General features: G+C 71.4%; 20 protein-coding genes, 1 pseudogene and 1 riboswitch. Of the genes and pseudogenes, 11 read left to right on the plus strand and 10 right to left on the minus strand.

Annotation, left to right across the window (positions count from 1 at the left end):
• Positions 1–203: 203 nt before the first annotated feature.
• Complete coding sequence (locus GCU67_RS20350) at positions 204–524, plus strand: hypothetical protein (RefSeq protein WP_163613196.1); 321 nt, start codon at positions 204–206, stop codon at positions 522–524.
• Positions 525–985: 461 nt separating this feature from the next.
• Positions 986–2,632, plus strand: coding sequence for a ParB/RepB/Spo0J family partition protein (locus GCU67_RS22595; protein ID WP_163613197.1), 1,647 nt, complete (start codon positions 986–988; stop codon positions 2,630–2,632).
• Between the two features lie 269 nt (positions 2,633–2,901).
• Here GCU67_RS22595 and GCU67_RS20360 read toward each other — a convergent pair whose 3' ends face one another.
• A complete protein-coding gene (locus GCU67_RS20360) occupies positions 2,902–3,453 on the minus strand; it encodes a VapC50 family PIN domain-containing toxin (RefSeq protein ID WP_163613198.1) in 552 nt (183 codons plus the stop codon).
• A 40-nt stretch (positions 3,454–3,493) separates the two neighbouring features.
• A complete protein-coding gene (locus GCU67_RS20365; protein WP_163613199.1) occupies positions 3,494–3,946 on the minus strand; it encodes a helix-turn-helix domain-containing protein in 453 nt (150 codons plus the stop codon).
• Positions 3,947–4,133: 187 nt separating this feature from the next.
• Here GCU67_RS20365 and GCU67_RS20370 point away from each other — a divergent pair, with 187 nt between their 5' ends.
• The 5 genes from GCU67_RS20370 (at position 4,134) to GCU67_RS20390 (ending at position 7,768) form a co-directional block, all read left to right on the plus strand.
• Positions 4,134–4,376, plus strand: coding sequence for a helix-turn-helix domain-containing protein (locus GCU67_RS20370; protein WP_163613200.1), 243 nt, complete (start codon positions 4,134–4,136; stop codon positions 4,374–4,376).
• A 14-nt stretch (positions 4,377–4,390) separates the two neighbouring features.
• The gene (locus tag GCU67_RS20375) at positions 4,391–4,573 is read left to right on the plus strand and encodes a hypothetical protein (RefSeq protein WP_163613201.1); all 183 of its coding nucleotides are present in this window, start codon (positions 4,391–4,393) and stop codon (positions 4,571–4,573) included.
• A gap of 138 nt (positions 4,574–4,711) precedes the next feature.
• Positions 4,712–5,194, plus strand: a complete 483-nt coding sequence (locus GCU67_RS20380) for a flagellar basal body-associated FliL family protein (protein WP_163613202.1) — start codon at positions 4,712–4,714, stop codon at positions 5,192–5,194.
• A gap of 257 nt (positions 5,195–5,451) precedes the next feature.
• A complete protein-coding gene (locus tag GCU67_RS20385) occupies positions 5,452–6,099 on the plus strand; it encodes an ArsR family transcriptional regulator (protein ID WP_211661805.1) in 648 nt (215 codons plus the stop codon).
• Between the two features lie 147 nt (positions 6,100–6,246).
• Positions 6,247–6,401, plus strand: a riboswitch (cyclic di-AMP (ydaO/yuaA leader).
• A gap of 35 nt (positions 6,402–6,436) precedes the next feature.
• Positions 6,437–7,768: a M23 family metallopeptidase gene (locus tag GCU67_RS20390; RefSeq protein ID WP_246215455.1), complete on the plus strand. Its 1,332-nt coding sequence runs from the start codon at positions 6,437–6,439 to the stop codon at positions 7,766–7,768.
• A gap of 182 nt (positions 7,769–7,950) precedes the next feature.
• Here GCU67_RS20390 and GCU67_RS22930 read toward each other — a convergent pair whose 3' ends face one another.
• The 6 genes from GCU67_RS22930 to GCU67_RS22935 all read right to left on the minus strand — a co-directional run bounded on the left by GCU67_RS22930 (position 7,951) and on the right by GCU67_RS22935 (position 12,142).
• Positions 7,951–9,291 (minus strand): peptidoglycan DD-metalloendopeptidase family protein, encoded by a 1,341-nt coding sequence (locus tag GCU67_RS22930; RefSeq protein ID WP_163613203.1) that lies wholly within the window; start codon positions 9,289–9,291, stop codon positions 7,951–7,953.
• A 383-nt stretch (positions 9,292–9,674) separates the two neighbouring features.
• The gene (locus GCU67_RS21470) at positions 9,675–9,977 is read right to left on the minus strand and encodes a signal peptidase II (protein WP_211661806.1); all 303 of its coding nucleotides are present in this window, start codon (positions 9,975–9,977) and stop codon (positions 9,675–9,677) included.
• A 5-nt stretch (positions 9,978–9,982) separates the two neighbouring features.
• A complete protein-coding gene (locus GCU67_RS21475; RefSeq protein WP_211661807.1) occupies positions 9,983–10,228 on the minus strand; it encodes a signal peptidase II in 246 nt (81 codons plus the stop codon).
• Entirely contained in the window at positions 10,218–10,871 is a 654-nt protein-coding gene (locus GCU67_RS20405; protein ID WP_163613204.1) for a cation diffusion facilitator family transporter, read from the minus strand. Before GCU67_RS20405 ends, GCU67_RS21475 begins: the two co-directional genes overlap by 11 nt.
• On the minus strand, positions 10,868–11,263 hold the full coding sequence (locus GCU67_RS20410) for an ArsR/SmtB family transcription factor (protein WP_163613205.1): 396 nt from the start codon (positions 11,261–11,263) through the stop codon (positions 10,868–10,870). Before GCU67_RS20410 ends, GCU67_RS20405 begins: the two co-directional genes overlap by 4 nt.
• Before the next feature lie 141 nt (positions 11,264–11,404).
• Positions 11,405–12,142, minus strand: a complete 738-nt coding sequence (locus GCU67_RS22935; protein WP_163613206.1) for a DUF1775 domain-containing protein — start codon at positions 12,140–12,142, stop codon at positions 11,405–11,407.
• Positions 12,143–12,396: 254 nt separating this feature from the next.
• Here GCU67_RS22935 and GCU67_RS20420 point away from each other — a divergent pair, with 254 nt between their 5' ends.
• A complete protein-coding gene (locus GCU67_RS20420; protein WP_163613235.1) occupies positions 12,397–13,386 on the plus strand; it encodes an IS481 family transposase in 990 nt (329 codons plus the stop codon).
• A gap of 48 nt (positions 13,387–13,434) precedes the next feature.
• Here GCU67_RS20420 and GCU67_RS20425 read toward each other — a convergent pair.
• Together GCU67_RS20425 and GCU67_RS20430 are read right to left on the minus strand one after the other, a co-directional pair.
• Positions 13,435–13,677: pseudogene (locus GCU67_RS20425) on the minus strand (YnfA family protein); the annotation flags it as partial.
• 117 nt (positions 13,678–13,794) lie between these two features.
• Complete coding sequence (locus GCU67_RS20430; protein WP_163613207.1) at positions 13,795–14,304, minus strand: PH domain-containing protein; 510 nt, start codon at positions 14,302–14,304, stop codon at positions 13,795–13,797.
• A gap of 192 nt (positions 14,305–14,496) precedes the next feature.
• Between GCU67_RS20430 and GCU67_RS20435 the strand changes: the two genes are divergently transcribed.
• From GCU67_RS20435 to GCU67_RS20445, 3 genes are read left to right on the plus strand one after another with little or no spacing between them, the layout of a single operon-like run.
• A complete protein-coding gene (locus tag GCU67_RS20435; RefSeq protein WP_163613208.1) occupies positions 14,497–15,141 on the plus strand; it encodes a thioredoxin domain-containing protein in 645 nt (214 codons plus the stop codon).
• Entirely contained in the window at positions 15,122–15,811 is a 690-nt protein-coding gene (locus GCU67_RS20440) for a vitamin K epoxide reductase family protein (protein WP_211661808.1), read from the plus strand. Before GCU67_RS20435 ends, GCU67_RS20440 begins: the two co-directional genes overlap by 20 nt.
• Before the next feature lie 48 nt (positions 15,812–15,859).
• Complete coding sequence (locus GCU67_RS20445) at positions 15,860–16,702, plus strand: cytochrome c biogenesis CcdA family protein (protein ID WP_338105185.1); 843 nt, start codon at positions 15,860–15,862, stop codon at positions 16,700–16,702.
• Positions 16,703–16,760 lie beyond the last annotated feature (58 nt).

A 16,760-nucleotide genomic window follows, 5' to 3' on the forward strand; every position in this document is an offset into this window, starting at 1 on the left:
GGCGCCCGGTCATCAAGGCCGGGCGCCCGCCGCCGATCCGGCGTGGGCGCGGGACGACCGGGCATCGAGCCCGGGCGTCCCGCCTCGCGGCATCCCAGCGTCCACCGACGAGATGGCGGCACCGGCGTCCACACACCCAGGTGTTGTCCACAAAAGCCGGAATGACCGCCCCGCAACAACACCGGGGCGCCCACGCTCACCCCATGACCAAGCCCCTGAACACCCGTCCCGGCCAGATCACCCAGCTCGCCGTCACCTACGAGATCCGCCGCAGCCACGACAACAGCGTCATCAGCGCGCACTGCTGCCAGCCCTGCGCCAGCGTCGCCTTTGGCCGGCTGCACCTGGCCGACATGATGGGCGGGGAGAACCAGCCCGGCCCCCTGGAGTACCTCGAGGCTCGCGTCATTGAGGTGGCCACCGGCGAGTGGACCCTGTTCACCCAGGCCCTGGTCCCCCTTGATGGCATCCCGCCGGTGAAGGACGAGAACTACCCGCACTACCTCTATGACGGGATCATGTGAGGCCGCACCAGAGCCAGCTCCGAGGGCCGACCCAGCCCAGGAGAGCACCGAGTTGTTGCGGCACTGCGGCACTGCGGCACTGCGGCACTGCGGCACTGCGGCACTGCGGCACCGCGGTATGGCGGCGACGGCCCACCAGCACCCTTCGGGCCCCGCTCCGCGGGGCGCCGGCTGCGCCGTCGATCGGACCGCCTTCGGCGGGCTGCCACCAACGAGCGCCCCCGACCCGTCCGGCAGCTCAGCGTAGGGACCTTCCGCGCCCCACTCCGGCCGTCCGGAGTCATGATCCTTTGACCCTGCGGGCGCTTCGCTGTCAAAGCATCGTGACTCCGGCCGTCCTCCGCTCCTCCGCTCCAGGTCCCTGAGCAGAGCTCTTTGCCGGACGGGCCGGGGGAGTGGTGGAAGGACACCAGTCCCGTACCCCTCCCGATCCGGCTTCGGCTCACGATCAGGAGGACCACATGACCACCGTCCAGACTCCCGGCACCGGCACCATCCCCGCCGTTGAGCCCAACGTGACCGCCGTCCTCACCGAGCAGATCGCAGAGGGTGCCGGGACCGAGGAGCAGCAGACCGAGCACGAGGCCACCAGCGCCAACAGCCGCGAGAGCGACGGGACGGGGGAGGGCACCGGGTCCGCGCACGAGTTCAAGTGGCTGGACCCCGCCACCCTGCGGGTCCACCCGCGCAACGTCCGCGACGACCTGGGCGACCTCACCGGCCTGGCCGACTCCATCACCGCCCAGGGCGTGCTGGAGGCCTTGACCGTCGTCCCGCACGTCGACGCCGAGGGAGTGCCCGGCTACCAGCTCGTCGCCGGTCACCGCCGGGCCGCCGCCGCCGTCATCGCCCGCGCTGTCGCGGTGGCGTGCATCGTGCGCCACGACCTGGCCGCCACCGCTGAGGACCGGGCCGGGCAGGCCCGCCACGTCGGCGCGATGCTGTCGGAGAACCTGCACCGCGCCGGACTGTCGGCCGTAGAGGAGGCCCGAGGCGTGCAGGCCATGATCGACCTGGGCGAGTCGGTAACGAAGGTGGCCAAGGGCACCGGCCTCGGCCGCAAGCGCGTCGCCAAGGCCGCCGGGGTCGCCCGGCTGAACGAGGCCACCGCCGCCGCTGTCACGGCCGCCGACCTGACCCTCGACCAGGCCGCTGCCGTCGCCGTCTACGCCGACGACACCGACGCCACCGCCGCCCTGATCGAAGCCGCCACCGCCGGGCCGGGGCAGTTCGCCCACGCCTTGACCCGCGCCAAGCACGCCCGCGAGCAGGCCCAGCGGGCCGCCGCCCTGCTGGCCGAGTTGACCGAGGCCGGGCGGCGGGTGCTCGAGACGGGAGACGGCGCGCAGCTGTCCCGCCTCAGCCAGCTGGCCCACGACGGGGCGGACCTGACCGCCGAGGCCCATGCGGCGTGCGAGGGGTCGGCGGTCTACCTGTCCAACAGTTGGAACGGCGTGCACGCCGTCGAGGTGTGCACCGACCCGGCGGGGTTCGGGCACGCCAACCGCTGCAGCGGGTCGACCATGCTGCCCACCGCCGCCGTCACCGACTCCGAGCGCGCCCTCGCCAGCGACGCCCGCCGCGCCGTCATCGCAGGCAACCGCGACATGGCGGCCGCGAACGAGACCCGGCGGGAGTGGGTGCGGGCGCTGCTGCTGCGCAAGACCGCACCCAAGGGCGCGCTTCGGTTCGCCGTCGAGACCATGACGAGTGACCCCCGGTCGGTGTCGCGGTGGCTGTCGGGGCAGTCCAACGCCGCCCAGGATGGGGCGAGCGCGGACCTGCACATCAAGGCCCCCGGCCTGTGGTCGACCGTGAAGGGCGAGCCGACGCTGACCAGCGGTGAGCCGCTGAGCGACGGGCGGCTGCCGGTCGCGCTGCTGGGCCACGTCGCTGGAGCGATCGAAACCGGATTCCACAAGGGCACCTGGCGCAACCCCAGCGCCAGCGACGCTCGGTGGCTGCGGTTCCTGGTCGCATGCGGCTACACCCTGGCCGAGGTCGAGCAGCGCATCGTCGACGCGATCGACGCGCGCACCAGCGACCACGACACCGAATCCAACCCGACCACCGACGAGGACTCGGACGAGGACCTCGCCGACGACTGACCTGGGGCGGGGCCGCCAACCGGCGGCCCCGCCCCAGCGGCCCGGCACCCGCCCAGTTGCACCGCCGGTCGGGTGCCGGGGCTCCTGCGGGGGTCGCGCGCACGTCCCGCCGTTGGCGCGTCGGGACCCCCGTCAGCAAGCTGCCGGCGGGCCTGGCGGCCCGACGCGCTCGCCGGCCACGCCAGTGAGCACTTCCCGCAGCTGCCGGCCGCGCTGAGCGGCTACGGCACCCCGGCTGCAGGCGTCACCGGCCCGCTGCGGGGCTGCGGTCAGGAGCGGAGCGCGGCCACGGTGGCCACCAGTCCCTCGTTGCTCAGGGCGGTGAGCACCTGGTCGACGTCCATCGGGGGCCTGCTGAAGTTACTGGCGATCTTCTGCACGAGGGCGAACACGACCTTGGGGTCCAGGTCGACCATCGCGTGCAGGAAGTCATCAGCGCTGCTGGCCTCGATGTCCCAGCCGGCCAGACGCTCGGCGGGGAAGTCCTTGCCGTTGTTGGTCACGATCGTCTGAGCCCCGACCTTGATCGCGGCGGCCAGGACGTGCCGGTCATCGGGGTCAGGCAGGTCCAGGGCCTCGATCAGCGGCTCATAGCCGCGGACCAGCACGTCCCGGATGGCGTCGTTCATCAGGACGCGGGTGCGGTCCAGCCGAGCAGGGTCGAGATCGGGCCGGTTCTTCTTCAGGTTCCGGAAGACCTCATCGAGGATCTGCTCGGTCCAGGTGGCCCGCACCAGGCCGGCCCGGGCGACCTCGATCAGCAGGTTCCGCTGGAGAGAGGGGTAAAGCACATTGGCGTCATAGACGACTACGAAAGCCACGCGATGCCTTCCCCTCGAGGGGCCTGAGCCAGGCGCGGGGTCAGATCATCTCCTGGGTGAGAGCGTGCAGCTCATCGGCGGCGGCGCTACGGCGACGGTCGTCGGCGCGCATGTACTCCATCAGCGAGGCGGCCTTGATCCGCCGGTGGGTGCCCACCTTGCGGAAGTCGATGTCCCCCCGCTCGAGCAGCCCGATCAGGAACGGGCGGCTCACGTTGAGCATGTCCGCGGCCTGCTGGGTGGTCAGCTCAGCCTGAGAGGGAACGATCGAGACACCCTGGCCGGCGGCCATGTGCGCCAGCACCTGGGCGAGCAGCTCGACGGCTGAGCGGGGAACAGTGAGGGAGTCCCCGTGCTCGTCGTCGACGACCAGGCGGACGACCTCAGGGCCGGGGTGGGTGGCCAGGAAGTCCTTGACGTGCGGCAGTGCCGCAACGGCGGCAGTGATGTCACCGTCATCGGGGGTGACCGGACGGTCCAGCAATGACGTCATGGCGATCTCCTGATCAGTCAGCGGTACGAGGTGCCTCCCGTCCCGCTCCGTCCATCAAACGCAACAAACGAAGTAATCGCAACAGTTATCGGCAACTGAGGCTGTGATGTGACCCGACCGGATGACAAGTGATATCGCCGCGCGGGCACAGCAGGGGGGCAGGTCCTGCACGTCCTAGCGTCGGCGCGTGCCTTACCCGCCGCGGCCGCAGCTGCGCTCCCTACCGGAGTTCGCCGGTACCCGGGACGGTGCGCACCCGCTGCTGCAGGCACGGCTGGAGGCTTTCATCGTCGCCTCCTACCGGGAGGGGCGTTCGCTGCGCGAGATCGCCGAGCTGGTCGACCGGTCCCAGACCGCGGTCCGCAAGGCCCTGGACAAGCATCAGGTGCCCCGCCGGCCAGCAGGCGCACGCCCGATTGCAGACCAGTAGCGGCGACCCCGCCAGTGCTGCAGCTGAACTTCCGCGCCGCCCGATTCAAGGATTCCGGTGAGCGGCCGATCCAGAAAGAAGAGCCGAACCACTGGGGGAGCGTCGTGTCAGTCGATGCGGTGGGCAGCAACAGCTCGGTGGTCGCAGCGGCCTTCGGCAGTCTCAGGCGACCGACGGTGGCAAAGGCTCCCGACTGAGGTGGGTGGGGACACCGGCGCAGCCCCCGCAAAGACCAGACCACCGACACCCAGCACCCCGGCGGCGCAGGCAATCACCACAGGCAGCACCACCGAGGACGCCGGACCCGGCGCCTCCGACTCCGAGGGAGGCCACGGATGAGCAAGGACAAGACCAAGAAGGACGAGAAGCCCGCGGACGAGGAGGGCGCGAAGGGCGGCAAGAAGAAGCTGCTGATCATCGGGCTGGTCGCCGTCCTGGCGATCGGTGCGGCGGCGTACTTCTTCCTCTTCAGCGGTAGTGGTGAGGCCGAGGCCGAGCCGGCGCCGGAGGCCGGCACCGTGGTGCTCGCCGTCGAGCCGGTGGCGATCAACCTCGCCGGCGGCAGCTACCTGAAGCTGGGCTTCACGCTGCAGATGTCGGCCGCCTACGACCTGAACGCCGGCGGCGGGCACGGTGGCGGCGCCAAGCCCGATGGCTCGAAGGCGTTGGACATCGCCATCTCGCAGTTCTCCGGCGCGGCCCTGACCGACGTGCAGGCCAACCGCGAGGCGATGAAGGCCCACTTCGAGGAGGCCGTGATCGAGGCCTATCACGGGAACGTCTACGAGCTCTGGTACACGGAGTACGTCACCCAGTGAGAGGACCCCTGGTCGTCCCACCGAAGCTGATGCGCCGCACCTGACGCATCGGTCCTGGCATTCCACTCCGCGCCTCCACGAGGGGCGGTCCGTACCAGCCGGTGCCGGCTCCCCGGCGCCGGCTGGTCGTCGGTGGGGCCTTTCATCTACTTCCTCGACCTAGGGGAGCGAAACACTGCATCTGCCGGGCTGGCTGGCAGCCCGACGGCTCACAACAGCCCCAGCCACTTCCTATTACTGGAAGTATCGTCTCATCTATGAGAAGTCAGTCTCCCTCGCTGATGCCGATCTTCCGGTCGCAGCATCAGGCAGAGCTGCTGACTCAGCTCTATCTGCACCCAGACGCCCAGTACGCCCTCACCGAGCTGGCGCAGGCGGCTCGGGTGCCGCTGAGCACGGCACACCGGGAGATGGCCCGCCTGGCCGACACTGGCCTGGTCGTCACTCGCAGCGCCGGTCGCACCCGCCTCTATCAGGCTGACGCCGGTCATCCCGCCGCCCGGGCGCTCACCGAGCTGCTGACCTTCACCTTCGGCCCGGCCCAGGTGATCGCCGAGGAGTTCGCCGAACTACCCGATGTGGAGTCGGTGCTGCTGTTCGGGTCCTGGGCGGCCCGGTACGCCGGCCAGGACGGTCCGCCGCCGGCTGACATCGACGTCCTGGTCATCGGCACCCCGCACCGCGCGGCGGTCTACGCCGCCGCCGACCGGGCCGCCGCCCGGCTGCAGCTCCCGGTCAACCCGGCGCTGCGGACACCGGACCAGTGGCAGGCCACCGGTGACGCCCTCGTCGACCAGGTGCACCGCTCGGCTCACCTGACCGTCATCGAGCGCGCCGCGCTCGCCGACGCCGCCGCCATGGTCGAGGCCAGCGCCCAGCTGCTGCCCACACTAGGCATCTTTTGAGCTCGCCCGCCTGAGCATGGGGGTGGGTCTGTCGTGCGGCGGCTGGCCGAAGTAGTTGGCCGACGTTATCGACCTGTGACAACTACTCAGCTTCGTAGTAGCGTTTCGTCCGGTCTGCGTGAGCCACGACCTCGCCCTGAGGTCCTCACTCGGACCCCGTCGAACTGCCACCGCTCGCGGTGGCGGACCGGGGACCCATCGTTCCCCTGGGGTGAATCTCGCCTGGCCACCGTGCCGCGGTGAGTAGGGCTGTCTCCGGCCCGAACCCGTCAGCTAACTCGGTAGACGGTGAGGGAGAACGGAGCCCGTCGCGTTGGCGACATCGCACGACATCGTCTTGCACCACCCTGCCCGTCACCAGCCGCCCCACCCGCGCCGACCCCGCCGGCGCACCACGGCGCTCGCCTCGGCCCTGGCCGCCAGCGCGGCCCTGCTGCTGACCCTCACCGGCCCCGCGGCCCAGGCCGCACCCGGAGAGCCGGCTCCCGCCAGCCAGCCCGAGCTCGCCGCGGCCGAGGCCGCACTGCGCGGCATCGAGGAGTCCGTGGCGGCCGCGGAGGAGAACCTGCAGCGGCTCACCGTAGAAGCCGAAGCGGTCGCCGACCAGAGCCTGGTCGCCCAGGCCGAATTGGCCACCGCCCGACAGGAGGCCGATGCCCGGGTCGCGGAGCTGACGGCTGCCGCCGCGGCGGTCGACCAGAGCCAAGCCGACGTCGCGACCCTGGGCCGGCAGAGCTACATGGGCGCGGAAGCCTACGGTGCTGCCTCGGCGTTCTTCGGCGCGGCCAGCCCCGATGAGGTGCTCGACCGGGCCGCGACCCTGGACCACCTCGGGGAGGCCCGGGCCGAGCAGCTCGACGAGCTCGAGGTCGTCCAGGTCCAGCAACAGGCAGCAACCGAGGCAGCCAAGGCGGCCGTGGACGCCCGCGACGCGGCCGCCCAGGCCGCCGCGGAGGCCGAGCGGGTCGCCAACGACAAGCTCGCCGCCGCCCAGCAGACCTATGACGCCGCCGTGGGGGAGCGGGCCGCGCTGGAGCAGCAGCTGCAGCAGGCCCGGGAGCGGCTGGCCACCCTCGCCCGTGAAGCGGCAGCCGCAGCAGCTGCCGAGCAGGACCGCAGCGCCGCAGTCGCGGCCGCAGCAGCTGCCGAGCGGGCCCGCAGCACCGCGATCCCCGCCGCACCTGCAGAGCCGGCCAGCGGGGGCACCGCCCCGGCCGAACGGGGCAACCAGGCGGCGTCCCGTGGAAGCGAGCGGAGCGCCGCCGGCGCCGGCATCCCGACCACCGGCCGGGTCACCTCCTGCTACGGCACCCGCTCGGGGACCATGCACAACGGCATGGACATCGCCGCCCCCATCGGCACCCCCATCTACGCCCCCGCCGATGGCGTGGTGCTCCAAGCCGGCCCCGCATCAGGCTTCGGTCTGGCCGTCTACCTGCAGCACGCCGATGGCTCCATCACCCTCTACGGCCACATCGACAGCTACTCCGTCGCCGCCGGGCAGCGAGTGACCGCGGGGCAGCAGATCGCCGCCGTGGGCAACAAGGGCCAGTCCACCGGCGCCCACCTGCACTTCGAGGTGCACCAGGGCGGGCTGTACGTCAACCGCACCAACCCCGTTCCCTGGCTCACCGCGCGCGGCTTGTCCCTGGGCGGGTCCTGCGGCTGACCATCCCGGCCGGGGCCATCCCTCAGCGGGGCCACGGGCAGCGCAGCCCGTGGCCCCACCGGATGGATCGTGCTGGCCCGGCCGAGGAGAGACCAAGGCGCGGTGAGTCACGGCGACAAGAACCACTCGGCTGCGCCAACGGGCCGGTGTGCCAGCTGCCCGAGCTGACCGGCTGCTCGAGGTCAGCAGCGGCCGCCCATCGAGACCCCGCGGTCGGCCAGCCAGGAGATCGGGTCCACCGCGCCGGCGTGCAGGCCGGCGGTGTTGACCTGGAAGTGCAGATGCGGGCCGGTGGACTGCCCCTTGTTGCCCACCTCGGCGATCACCGTGCCGGCTGACACCCGCTGCCCGGCAGACACGAAGTAGTCGTTGATGTGCCCATAGACCGACACCGACCCGTCATCGTGCTGCAGGTAGACCGCCAGCCCGTAACCGCTGGCCTCCCCGACACGGACCACCTTTCCAGCAGCGGGGGCATAGATCGGCGTGCCGATCGGGGCGGCGATGTCCACACCGTTGTGCATGACTCCCCAGCGCATCTCAAAGCACGTGGTGAACCGGCCACTGGTCGGGGCCGCACCGCCACCGGAAACCGGCCGCGGCGCAGGAGCACCGACGACGTCGGGAGCAGGGGACTGCTTGCCTCCGGTCGCCGGCGGGGTGGCAGGAGAGCCTGCCTTGACCGGGGAAGCTGGCTGCGTGGCGGTCTTCACCGGGGGAGTCGTCTGCGCCGCCGCCCGGGCGGCAGCCGCTGCCTGCGCCGCAGCCTTCGCGGCCGCGGCTGCCTGCGCGTCGGCCTCGGCCTTCTCCCGTGCCTGCTGCTGCTGCCACGCCTGATAGGCGTTGCGCTGCCCCTGCAGGGACAGCAGCCGCACCTGAGCCTCCTGCAGCTGCGTCTCGATCGTGGCGCGCTGTGCGGCGAGGGCGTCAGTGGCGGCCTGGAAGACCGCGACCTGCTCATCGGCCGCCACCTTGGCAGCGGTCGCCTGCTCGGCAGCCTGCGCGCGGTCGGCGACCGCCGTCTTCGCCCGGGCATCAGCGTCGGCGTGGGCGGCCTCAGCGACGCGCAGACCCTCCAGCGTGGCGGTGCGCTGATCGGCGAGCAGACGCAAGGTCGCCGCCCCCTCCAGCAGCTCGTCGGGCCCGGCGGCGCTGATCAGCGCGGCGATGCCGCTGAGGTCTCCGCTGGCCATGTACCGCTCCCGGCCCACGGTGGCCACATCGGCCCGGGCCACGGTCACCGCCTGCTGGGCCGCCTGCAGCTCCGTTGCGGTCACCACGGCCTGCTCCTCCGCGGCCTCCAACTCGCCTTGGGCGATGCGGTCGGCCTCGCTGATCGCCTCGGCCTGCACCATCACCTGCTCCAGGTCGCTCTCCGCGCCGGACAGCAGCCCGGCCAGGCGGCCGACCTCAGCGGCAGCTTGCTCCTGGCTGGACTGGGCGGCACTGAGATCGGCATCGCTGGGGTTGCTCGGCGCTGCCTGCGCCGGCGCGGCCAAGGGGCCGAGTGAGACGACAGCCACCGCCGCGACCAGCCCAGCTGTCCACCGACCCACCGGACGGCGTGAGCTGCTGAGCCCAGCGGGGCGGACCGGAGCCGGTGACACGGCGCGGCGCCATGCTGCCTGCTGCGGCCGGCGAGCAGCCTTCACAGAGCGGGCGCGTGCCCCGCTGCGTCGAAGGTCTCCGGTGCTCATCTGCTCGCGTCCTCACATCTGGTTGCTACTACTCGGTGTAGTGGCAACGGCAGTGAGGTCGAACGGCTTAAGGGCGACCGGCCAGCTTTCGCAGGAAGCCGGTCCCCGGAGCCAGGCAGTGCGTCCGCGCATCGAGACCAGCGACCCAGTCCAAGCCCCCTGTCGCATGCTGCTTCGGGGGCGAGGGAATTGCGGTCCCAACTGCCGGGTCAGGTACCGGGCGCTGTCACGGGCTTGTCGACACGCTCGCCATCGCAGGCCGAGGTGTCCTCACGCAGCGCTGCCAGGGCAACGGTGATCGCGCCCAGGGTGATGAGGACGTCGGCGACGTTGAACGTCGGCCACCAGCCCGTGTGCAGGTAGTCCGTGACCAGGCCGTCGCCGGCGCGGTCGACCAGGTTGCCGAGGGCGCCGGCGAGGACCGAGACCAACCCGATCAGCAACAGCGCGGAGGCAACTCTGACTACGCGCCAGGCATAGACCGCCACTGCAGCGGTAATCAGGCCGCTCACCGCCATCACGACTCAGCTGGGCAGGTCCGCCCCGAGGCTGAACCCTGCACCGGGTTGTATCCCAGGCGCAGGGCGAGGAGACCCACGTCCACGCTCTCGCCTGCGGACAGGCTGTCCTCCGCGATCTCCTTGACCGCCAGGTCAGCCCCGGCGAGCACGAGGACCGCGGCACCAAGGCCCAGACGCACCACGCCAGGACGGCCGCGCCGAGGCTGATCGGGTGTCACGACCGGCCCGGGGTCAGTCGTCATCGTCATCGTCCTCGACGAGCTCGCCCTCCCAGGCCTCCCGACCCTCGCTGATGGCAAAGGCGGCGATGACGAAGCCGGCGACGGGGTCCAGCCACGTCCAGCCGACGAGGGCGTAGAGACCCAGACTGATCAGGGTCGAGATGCTGAGCAGGACGCAGATCCTGGTCTCCGCGGCGTCGGCCAGGATCAGCCGATCGCCACCGAGGGCCAGGCCGACGCGGCGCTTCGCGCGCGCCAGCAGCGGCATGATGACCACTGAGGCGGCCAGCAGCACCAGGCCGACGATGGAGGTGTCGGGTTCCTCATCGCTGAGCAGGCTGCGGATGCCCTCGACGATCACATAGGCGGCGAGGACGAAGAAGGTGATCGCCACGGCCTTGAGGGCCCGGCGCTCCTTGGCCTCGTCGGCCTCCCCGTTGCGCAGCCGCGCCGCCAGGCGCAGGCCCACGAGGACCGCGGATGCCGATTCGATGCCGGAATCCAGGCCGAAGCCGATGAGGGAGACCAGGCCAGCCAGGATGCCGACGGTGATGGCGATGGCGCCCTCGGCCACGTTGTAGAGGACGGTGAACTGCGTCAGGCGCAGCCCACGCCTGGTCAGCCGCTCGGTCTCGGCCGACGTCAGGGCAGTGGTCTCACTCATCGGGCCGTGACCTCCTCGCGGCTGTCCGCCCCGTAGGTCGGGCAGAGGTCCACAGCGTCACCGGTCAGCGCCAGCAGCCGCTCCGCGGCGGCGAGGAGATCGAGGAGCTCGTCGTGGGTGGTGAGGGAGAACATCGACGCCCGCCCCTGCGGGCGCGAGTCGACGAGGCCGCAGTCGCGCAGGCAGGCCAGGTGCTTGGACACGGTGGACTGAGCCAAACCCAGATGCCTGGTCAGCTCCACGACGCGGTGCTCACCGAGGCTCAGGTGGCGCAGGATCGCCAGACGCGCCGGATCAGACAGGCTGTGAAACAACGACGCAGCCGGCGACAGACCGACCGTCTCGATCCGGCAGTCCGCCAAAGACTCACCCGATGGGGATGTCATCGTCATGAGGCGATGCTAGCCGAGCGTGTGGCCTGAGTGCACCCGCGTAGGCCCGGGCCGGCAGGCCGGTGCGGGCGCTGCCGTCCCGGCACCGCTGCAGAGCGGATGCGCTGCGCGAGGGCGACTCTTCAGAGGTGGGGATCGACCTCAGGAGGCGTTGGACTGCCGACGCCGGAACCACAGGACGGCTCCGGTGATCACCGCGATCACCGCGATCAGCCCGATCACCAGGCCGGTCGACGATGACCCTTCGTCGGTGGTGGCGGCAGCGGCGGTATCGGTGTCCGTGGGGGCCTGGCTCGCCGGGGCCTCACTCGTGGGCATGGTGCTCGAGCTGGGTGCCGGAGCGGAGGACGACGTGGGGGCGGCGGTCGGTGCGGAGGCGGCGGCCGGTGTCACGGTGATCGAGGGAGCCGGGTTGGCCGGGTCGGGATTGTCGGCGGTCGGCAGCTCGATCCAGGCGTCCTCGGAGTTGTCGGAGTAGTTCACGAGTGTCTTGAAGGGCAGCTCCGTCGTGGCGTCGGCCGGGAGCTGGGTGATCGCGACGCTCAGCTCGGCGTTGACCCCGACCTCGAGTGCGGGGCCGGCGATCTCGTAGCCGTCCGCGGTGGGAGCCAGGACCCATCCCTGGGGCCCGGAGGCCAGGGAGACCGATGAGGGAGCCAGGCCGGCGGGCAGCTGGGTCTTGACTCCGGTGATGCCCGCGGTGTCGGACTCCGCGGCGATGTCGAAGGCGACCGTGACCGGACCGGCCCCTGCCTGGGCGCCGTCCGCGGTGGCCTCGACGTGTGCGCTGGCTGTAGTGGCAGCCAGGACAACGGTGCCCAGAGCGGCACCGACGACGACCGCCACTTGGCGGGCGGGAGCAAAGAGGGCGTTGATCACGACCACTCAGTCGTCGCCAGCGTCCCGCTGGTTCCCCGCCTACGAGACTTCTTCGTAGCCTTTAGGGTCAGCGAGCAGGAAGGGAGCGACGGAGTCTGTGTGGCTCAGCTGGGCCGCGGCGCGTACATGATCACGGCCACGCCAGCTAGGTGTAGTGACCACGACCGTTGTTGACAGCGTGCCGGGCTGAGACGTGAGGAGACCTCCGGGCGAAGGTGTGGGTGCTGACGCCTCACCAACGACCCGGAGGTCCCGTGTCTCACGCTAATGCCCGCCTGACCGTGCATGGCCGAGCGGAACTGGTCCGCCGAGTCATCGAGCAAGGTCGCCCGGTCGCCCACGTGGTGGCCGAGCTGAACATCTCCCGGGCCACCGGCTACAAGTGGCTGGCCCGCTGGCGGGCCGAAGGCCCAGCCGGCCTGATCGACCGACCCAGCCGAGCCCATCGCCTGCCGGGCAGGACCAGCCCCGAACTCGAGGCACGAGTGCTGGTGCTGCGGGCCGAGCGCAAGCTCGGGCCAGCGCGGATCGGCCCCCTGGTCGGACTCGCCCCATCGACAGTGCACGCGGTGCTGACCCGGCACGGCATGCACCGACTGGCCTGGCTCGACCGCCCCACCGGCGAACTCATCCGCCGCTACGAGCGCGCCCGCCCCGGCGAGCTGGTGCACGTGGATGTGAAGAAGCTCGGGGCGATCCGCGACGGCGGTGGCTGGCGGGTCCACGGCCGCGGCTCAGCCGAGCAGCTGGCCAGCCGCGCCGAACTCAACGCCGGCCGGCGGGTCGGCTATGACTTCGTGCACTGCGCGATCGATGACCACACCCGGCTGGCCTACGCCGAGATCCACCGGGACGAGACCGCGGCCACCTGCGCCGGCTTCCTGCGCTCGGCCGCTGCCTTCTTCGCCACCCTCGGTATCAACCGGATCGAACGCGTCATGACCGACAACGCGATGGCCTACCGCAAGAGCCACGCCTGGCGCCAAGCCCTGCTCGACCTGGGCGCCGAGCCGCGCTTCACCCGGTCCTACCGGCCCCAGACCAACGGCAAAGCCGAACGCTTCAACCGCACCCTGGCCGACGAGTGGGCCTACATCCGACCCTTCACCAGCTCAGCCGACCGCGCCGCGACCTTGCCCGGATGGCTCCACACCTACAACCATCACCGCAACCACACCGCACTCGGCGGACAACCACCGATCACCCGCACCACCGTCAACAACGCTGCTGGGCATTACAGCTAGGCAGATGAGCGCCCCGATGACGTCGGCGCGGTCCGGGCGGTAACCGTCGGCCACCATCCCCCAGGCCAGCGACCCGGCCACGAACACGCCGCCGTAAGCGGCGAGGATGCGGCCGAACTCGGCATCCGGCTGCAGGGTGGCGACGAAGCCGTACACGCCCAGAGCGATGATGCCCAGGCCGATCCACAGCCACCCCCGGTGCTCGCGCACCCCCTGCCAGACCAGCCAGGCACCCCCGATCTCGAAGATGGCCGCCACGACGAACAAGGCGATGGAGCGCGCGAGGAGCATGTGGGTCCCTTCTGTGCGCTACGGGTGGCCAGTTTGGCGGGAGAACCGTAGATGGCACGCCACGGGCGCCCGATGTCCCTCGATGCCCGGCTGTGGTGCCGGTGCGTCGGAGCCGGGTCAGTCCGGTGGGTACAGCAGGTCCTCGCGTGGCTTGACGTTCGCGGCCTGATGGGCCGCCAGCAGCGAGCGCAGGCCGCGCACCGCGGTCAGGGTCCGCTGGCCGTCCCACGCCTGCAGGGCCACCACGGACAGCTCATCGCCGTTGCGCAGGGACAGCGTGGCCCAGGAGGACTTCTCCTCGAAGCGGACAGCCGCGACCTCGAACCAGGACAGCTCCTGGCCGGTGGCGATGTTGCGTACCCGGATGCCGTGCTCGTTGGCGTCGACCCGCGGGCGGCCCAGCCACAGGACCGCCGCGGCCACCAGCAGCCCCAGCCCGAACATGGCGACCTGATCGACTGGGCCGAAGGCGACCACCCCGACCGAGGAGGAGGGCAGCCGCAGCACGATCACGGCCGTCACGACCACGATCGCCAGCGCTACTGCCGCGACGACCATCCGCACGAGCCGCGGGACCGCGGTCACCGTGGAGGAGTTCGCGGGCTGAGGTGCCTGGCGGGCGGACATCGGGTCTCTCCTGGGATCGGCGACTGAAGACGCTGCCGCGGCAGCCAGGCAGTGGGCCATCGGTGCTGCCCGGGCCAGAAGTTGACATCCGGCAACCGGTGCGCGGCCTGTAGCGTCAGCTACGACGGATGATAGTAGGTGACGGGGTTGGTCGTGTGCCGTCCCGGACTCCTCGACTGACCAAGGAGCCCCGTGAGCTCGAACCTGAAGATCTCTGCCGCACTCGTCGCCGTCTTCGCCGTGGCGCTGGCGGTCTTCGGTGTCGTCCGCGCCCAGGGCGGAGACGACGGGCTCCCGGCCGCGAACGCGGCCGTGGTCCGTGAGGACAGCCACCGCCTGTCCAGCGCGGCCGACGGCCGGGTCACCCTGGTGGAGTTCCTGGACTTCGAGTGCGAGGGCTGCCTGGCCGCCTACCCCTTCGTCGAAGAACTCCGCCAGACCTACGAGGGGCGGATCACCTTCGTAGCCCGCTACTTCCCGATGCCCGGGCACGCCAACGCCGAGAACGCCGCGGTCGCCGTCGAGGCCGCCGCACAGCAGGACCGGTTCGAAGACATGTACGACCGGATGTATGAGACCCAGGGCCAGTGGGGGGAGAAGCAGGACTCCCAGGCCGCGGTCTTCCGCGGCTTCGCCGAGGAGCTGGGCCTGGACATGGCCGACTTCGATGCCACCGTGGCAGCGCCGGAGACGCTGGAGCGGGTGCTGCGCGACCGGGAGGACGGGATCGCCCTCGGGGTGGAGGGCACCCCGACGTTCTTCCTCAACGGGGAGAAGCTGTCGGTCACCACGACCGATGAGTTCATCGAGGCCCTCGATGCAGCCCTCGCTGGCTGACCCGGTCGCCGGCTCCACCGGCGACGCCGGTCGCGAGACCACGCGCGGGGTGCGGCCGGGGGCCGGTGCTGCCCCCGGTGGCCTCACCGAGCGAGGCCTGGCCTGGCTGCTGCTGATCGGTGGGCTCACCGGGCTGGTCGCGGCTTTCGTGCTCGCCGTGGAGAAGTACGCGCTGCTCGCCGACCCGACCTACGTGCCCAGCTGCAGCCTCAACCCGGTGCTCAGCTGCGGGTCGATCATGGCCAGCGAGCAGGCCGAGGCCTTCGGGTTCCCCAACCCCCTGCTGGGCGTCGCCGGCTTCCCCGTCGTCGCCTGCCTCGGGGCGGCGCTGCTGGCCGGCGCCCGACCCGCGCGGTGGTTCTGGGCCGGCCTGCAGGTCGGCGTCTCCGCCGGCGCGGTGTTCGTGCACTGGCTGATCTTCAGCAGCCTGTACCGCATCGGCGCCCTGTGCCCCTACTGCATGGCCGTATGGGCGGTGACCATCCCGATCTTCTGGTACGTCACCCTGCACAACCTCGAGCAGGTGCACGCCCGGCTGCCCCGGCCGGTGGCTGCCATGGCCACCACGCTGCAGCGGTTCCACGGCGTCATCCTCACCGCCTGGTTCCTGATCCTGGCCGCCGCGATCCTGCACACCTTCTGGCTGTACTGGAGCACCTTCCTTGTCTGACGTCCGGCCCGTGCCCGCCACTGGTACGCCAACCGCCACGAGCGTCCCGTGAGGGAGATCGGTGACGCCTTCGCCGACATCGTCAGCGACGGCTCCCTGCTGCTCGCGGCCGCCGTCGCCGCACTCGCCGGGCTGGTCAGCTTCGCCTCACCCTGCGTGCTGCCGCTGGTACCGGGCTACCTCGCCTACGTCGCCGGGCTGACCGGCGCGCAGACCCGCGCAGCCAGCACCGCCCCGGCAACCTCCCAGCCAACCGCTGCCTCCCCGGGGACCGTGGCCACCGCGGCCCCGAGCCCGCTCGCCGAACGGCGGCGCGTGGTCTTGGGCGCACTGCTGTTCGTCCTGGGCTTCACCGCCGTCTTCGTCTCCTTCGGGGCGCTGTTCGGGGGACTGGGCCGCCTCCTGCTGGAGTGGGCGCCCGTGCTCACCCGAGTGATGGGCGTGGTCACCATCCTCATGGGCCTGGCCTTCCTCGGTGGGCTGCCCTGGCTGCAGCGGGAACGCCGCATCCACCGCCGCCCACCGGCCGGCCTGGCCGGCGCCCCGGTCCTCGGCGTCGTGTTCGGGCTGGGCTGGACCCCCTGCCTAGGGCCGACCCTCTCGGCGGTGAACACCCTGGCCTACACCGAGGCCTCCGCGGGCCGCGGCGCCGCGCTGGGTCTGGCTTACTGCGTCGGGCTCGGGGTGCCGTTCCTGCTCGTGGCACTCGGCGCCCGGCGCGCACTGACCCTGTCGGCCTTCGCCCGACGGCACGCCCCGGCGGTGATGCGCGTCGGCGGCATCCTGCTGCTGGTGCTGGGAGTGCTGCTGGTCACCGGACTGTGGGAGGGGATCATGTCCTACCTGCGGTCCTGGCTGGCCGCGACCGGGCTCGGCTCCTCATCGATCTGAGCGCCCCGGCCTGGTGGTCGGTCGTGGCCCGCGGGCCGGCCACGACGGCGGCCTAGAC

It is taken from the genome of Modestobacter muralis, from assembly GCF_010682105.1.
Classification (GTDB): Bacteria; Actinomycetota; Actinomycetes; order Mycobacteriales; family Geodermatophilaceae; genus Modestobacter; species Modestobacter muralis.

What these genes read in the sequence shown, in the direction of transcription:
- GCU67_RS20350 (WP_163613196.1), top strand. Translation starts at nt 204, where the DNA reads ATGACCAAGCCCCTGAACACCCGTCCCGGCCAGATCACCCAGCTCGCC.
- GCU67_RS21475 (WP_211661807.1), bottom strand. Translation starts at nt 10,228, where the DNA reads ATGACGACTGACCCCGGGCCGGTCGTGACACCCGATCAGCCTCGGCGC.
- GCU67_RS20405 (WP_163613204.1), bottom strand. Translation starts at nt 10,871, where the DNA reads ATGAGTGAGACCACTGCCCTGACGTCGGCCGAGACCGAGCGGCTGACC.
- GCU67_RS20365 (WP_163613199.1), bottom strand. Translation starts at nt 3,946, where the DNA reads ATGACGTCATTGCTGGACCGTCCGGTCACCCCCGATGACGGTGACATC.
- GCU67_RS20385 (WP_211661805.1), top strand. Translation starts at nt 5,452, where the DNA reads ATGAGAAGTCAGTCTCCCTCGCTGATGCCGATCTTCCGGTCGCAGCAT.
- GCU67_RS20440 (WP_211661808.1), top strand. Translation starts at nt 15,122, where the DNA reads ATGCAGCCCTCGCTGGCTGACCCGGTCGCCGGCTCCACCGGCGACGCC.
- GCU67_RS20430 (WP_163613207.1), bottom strand. Translation starts at nt 14,304, where the DNA reads ATGTCCGCCCGCCAGGCACCTCAGCCCGCGAACTCCTCCACGGTGACC.
- GCU67_RS22595 (WP_163613197.1), top strand. Translation starts at nt 986, where the DNA reads ATGACCACCGTCCAGACTCCCGGCACCGGCACCATCCCCGCCGTTGAG.
- GCU67_RS20380 (WP_163613202.1), top strand. Translation starts at nt 4,712, where the DNA reads ATGAGCAAGGACAAGACCAAGAAGGACGAGAAGCCCGCGGACGAGGAG.
- GCU67_RS20410 (WP_163613205.1), bottom strand. Translation starts at nt 11,263, where the DNA reads ATGACGATGACATCCCCATCGGGTGAGTCTTTGGCGGACTGCCGGATC.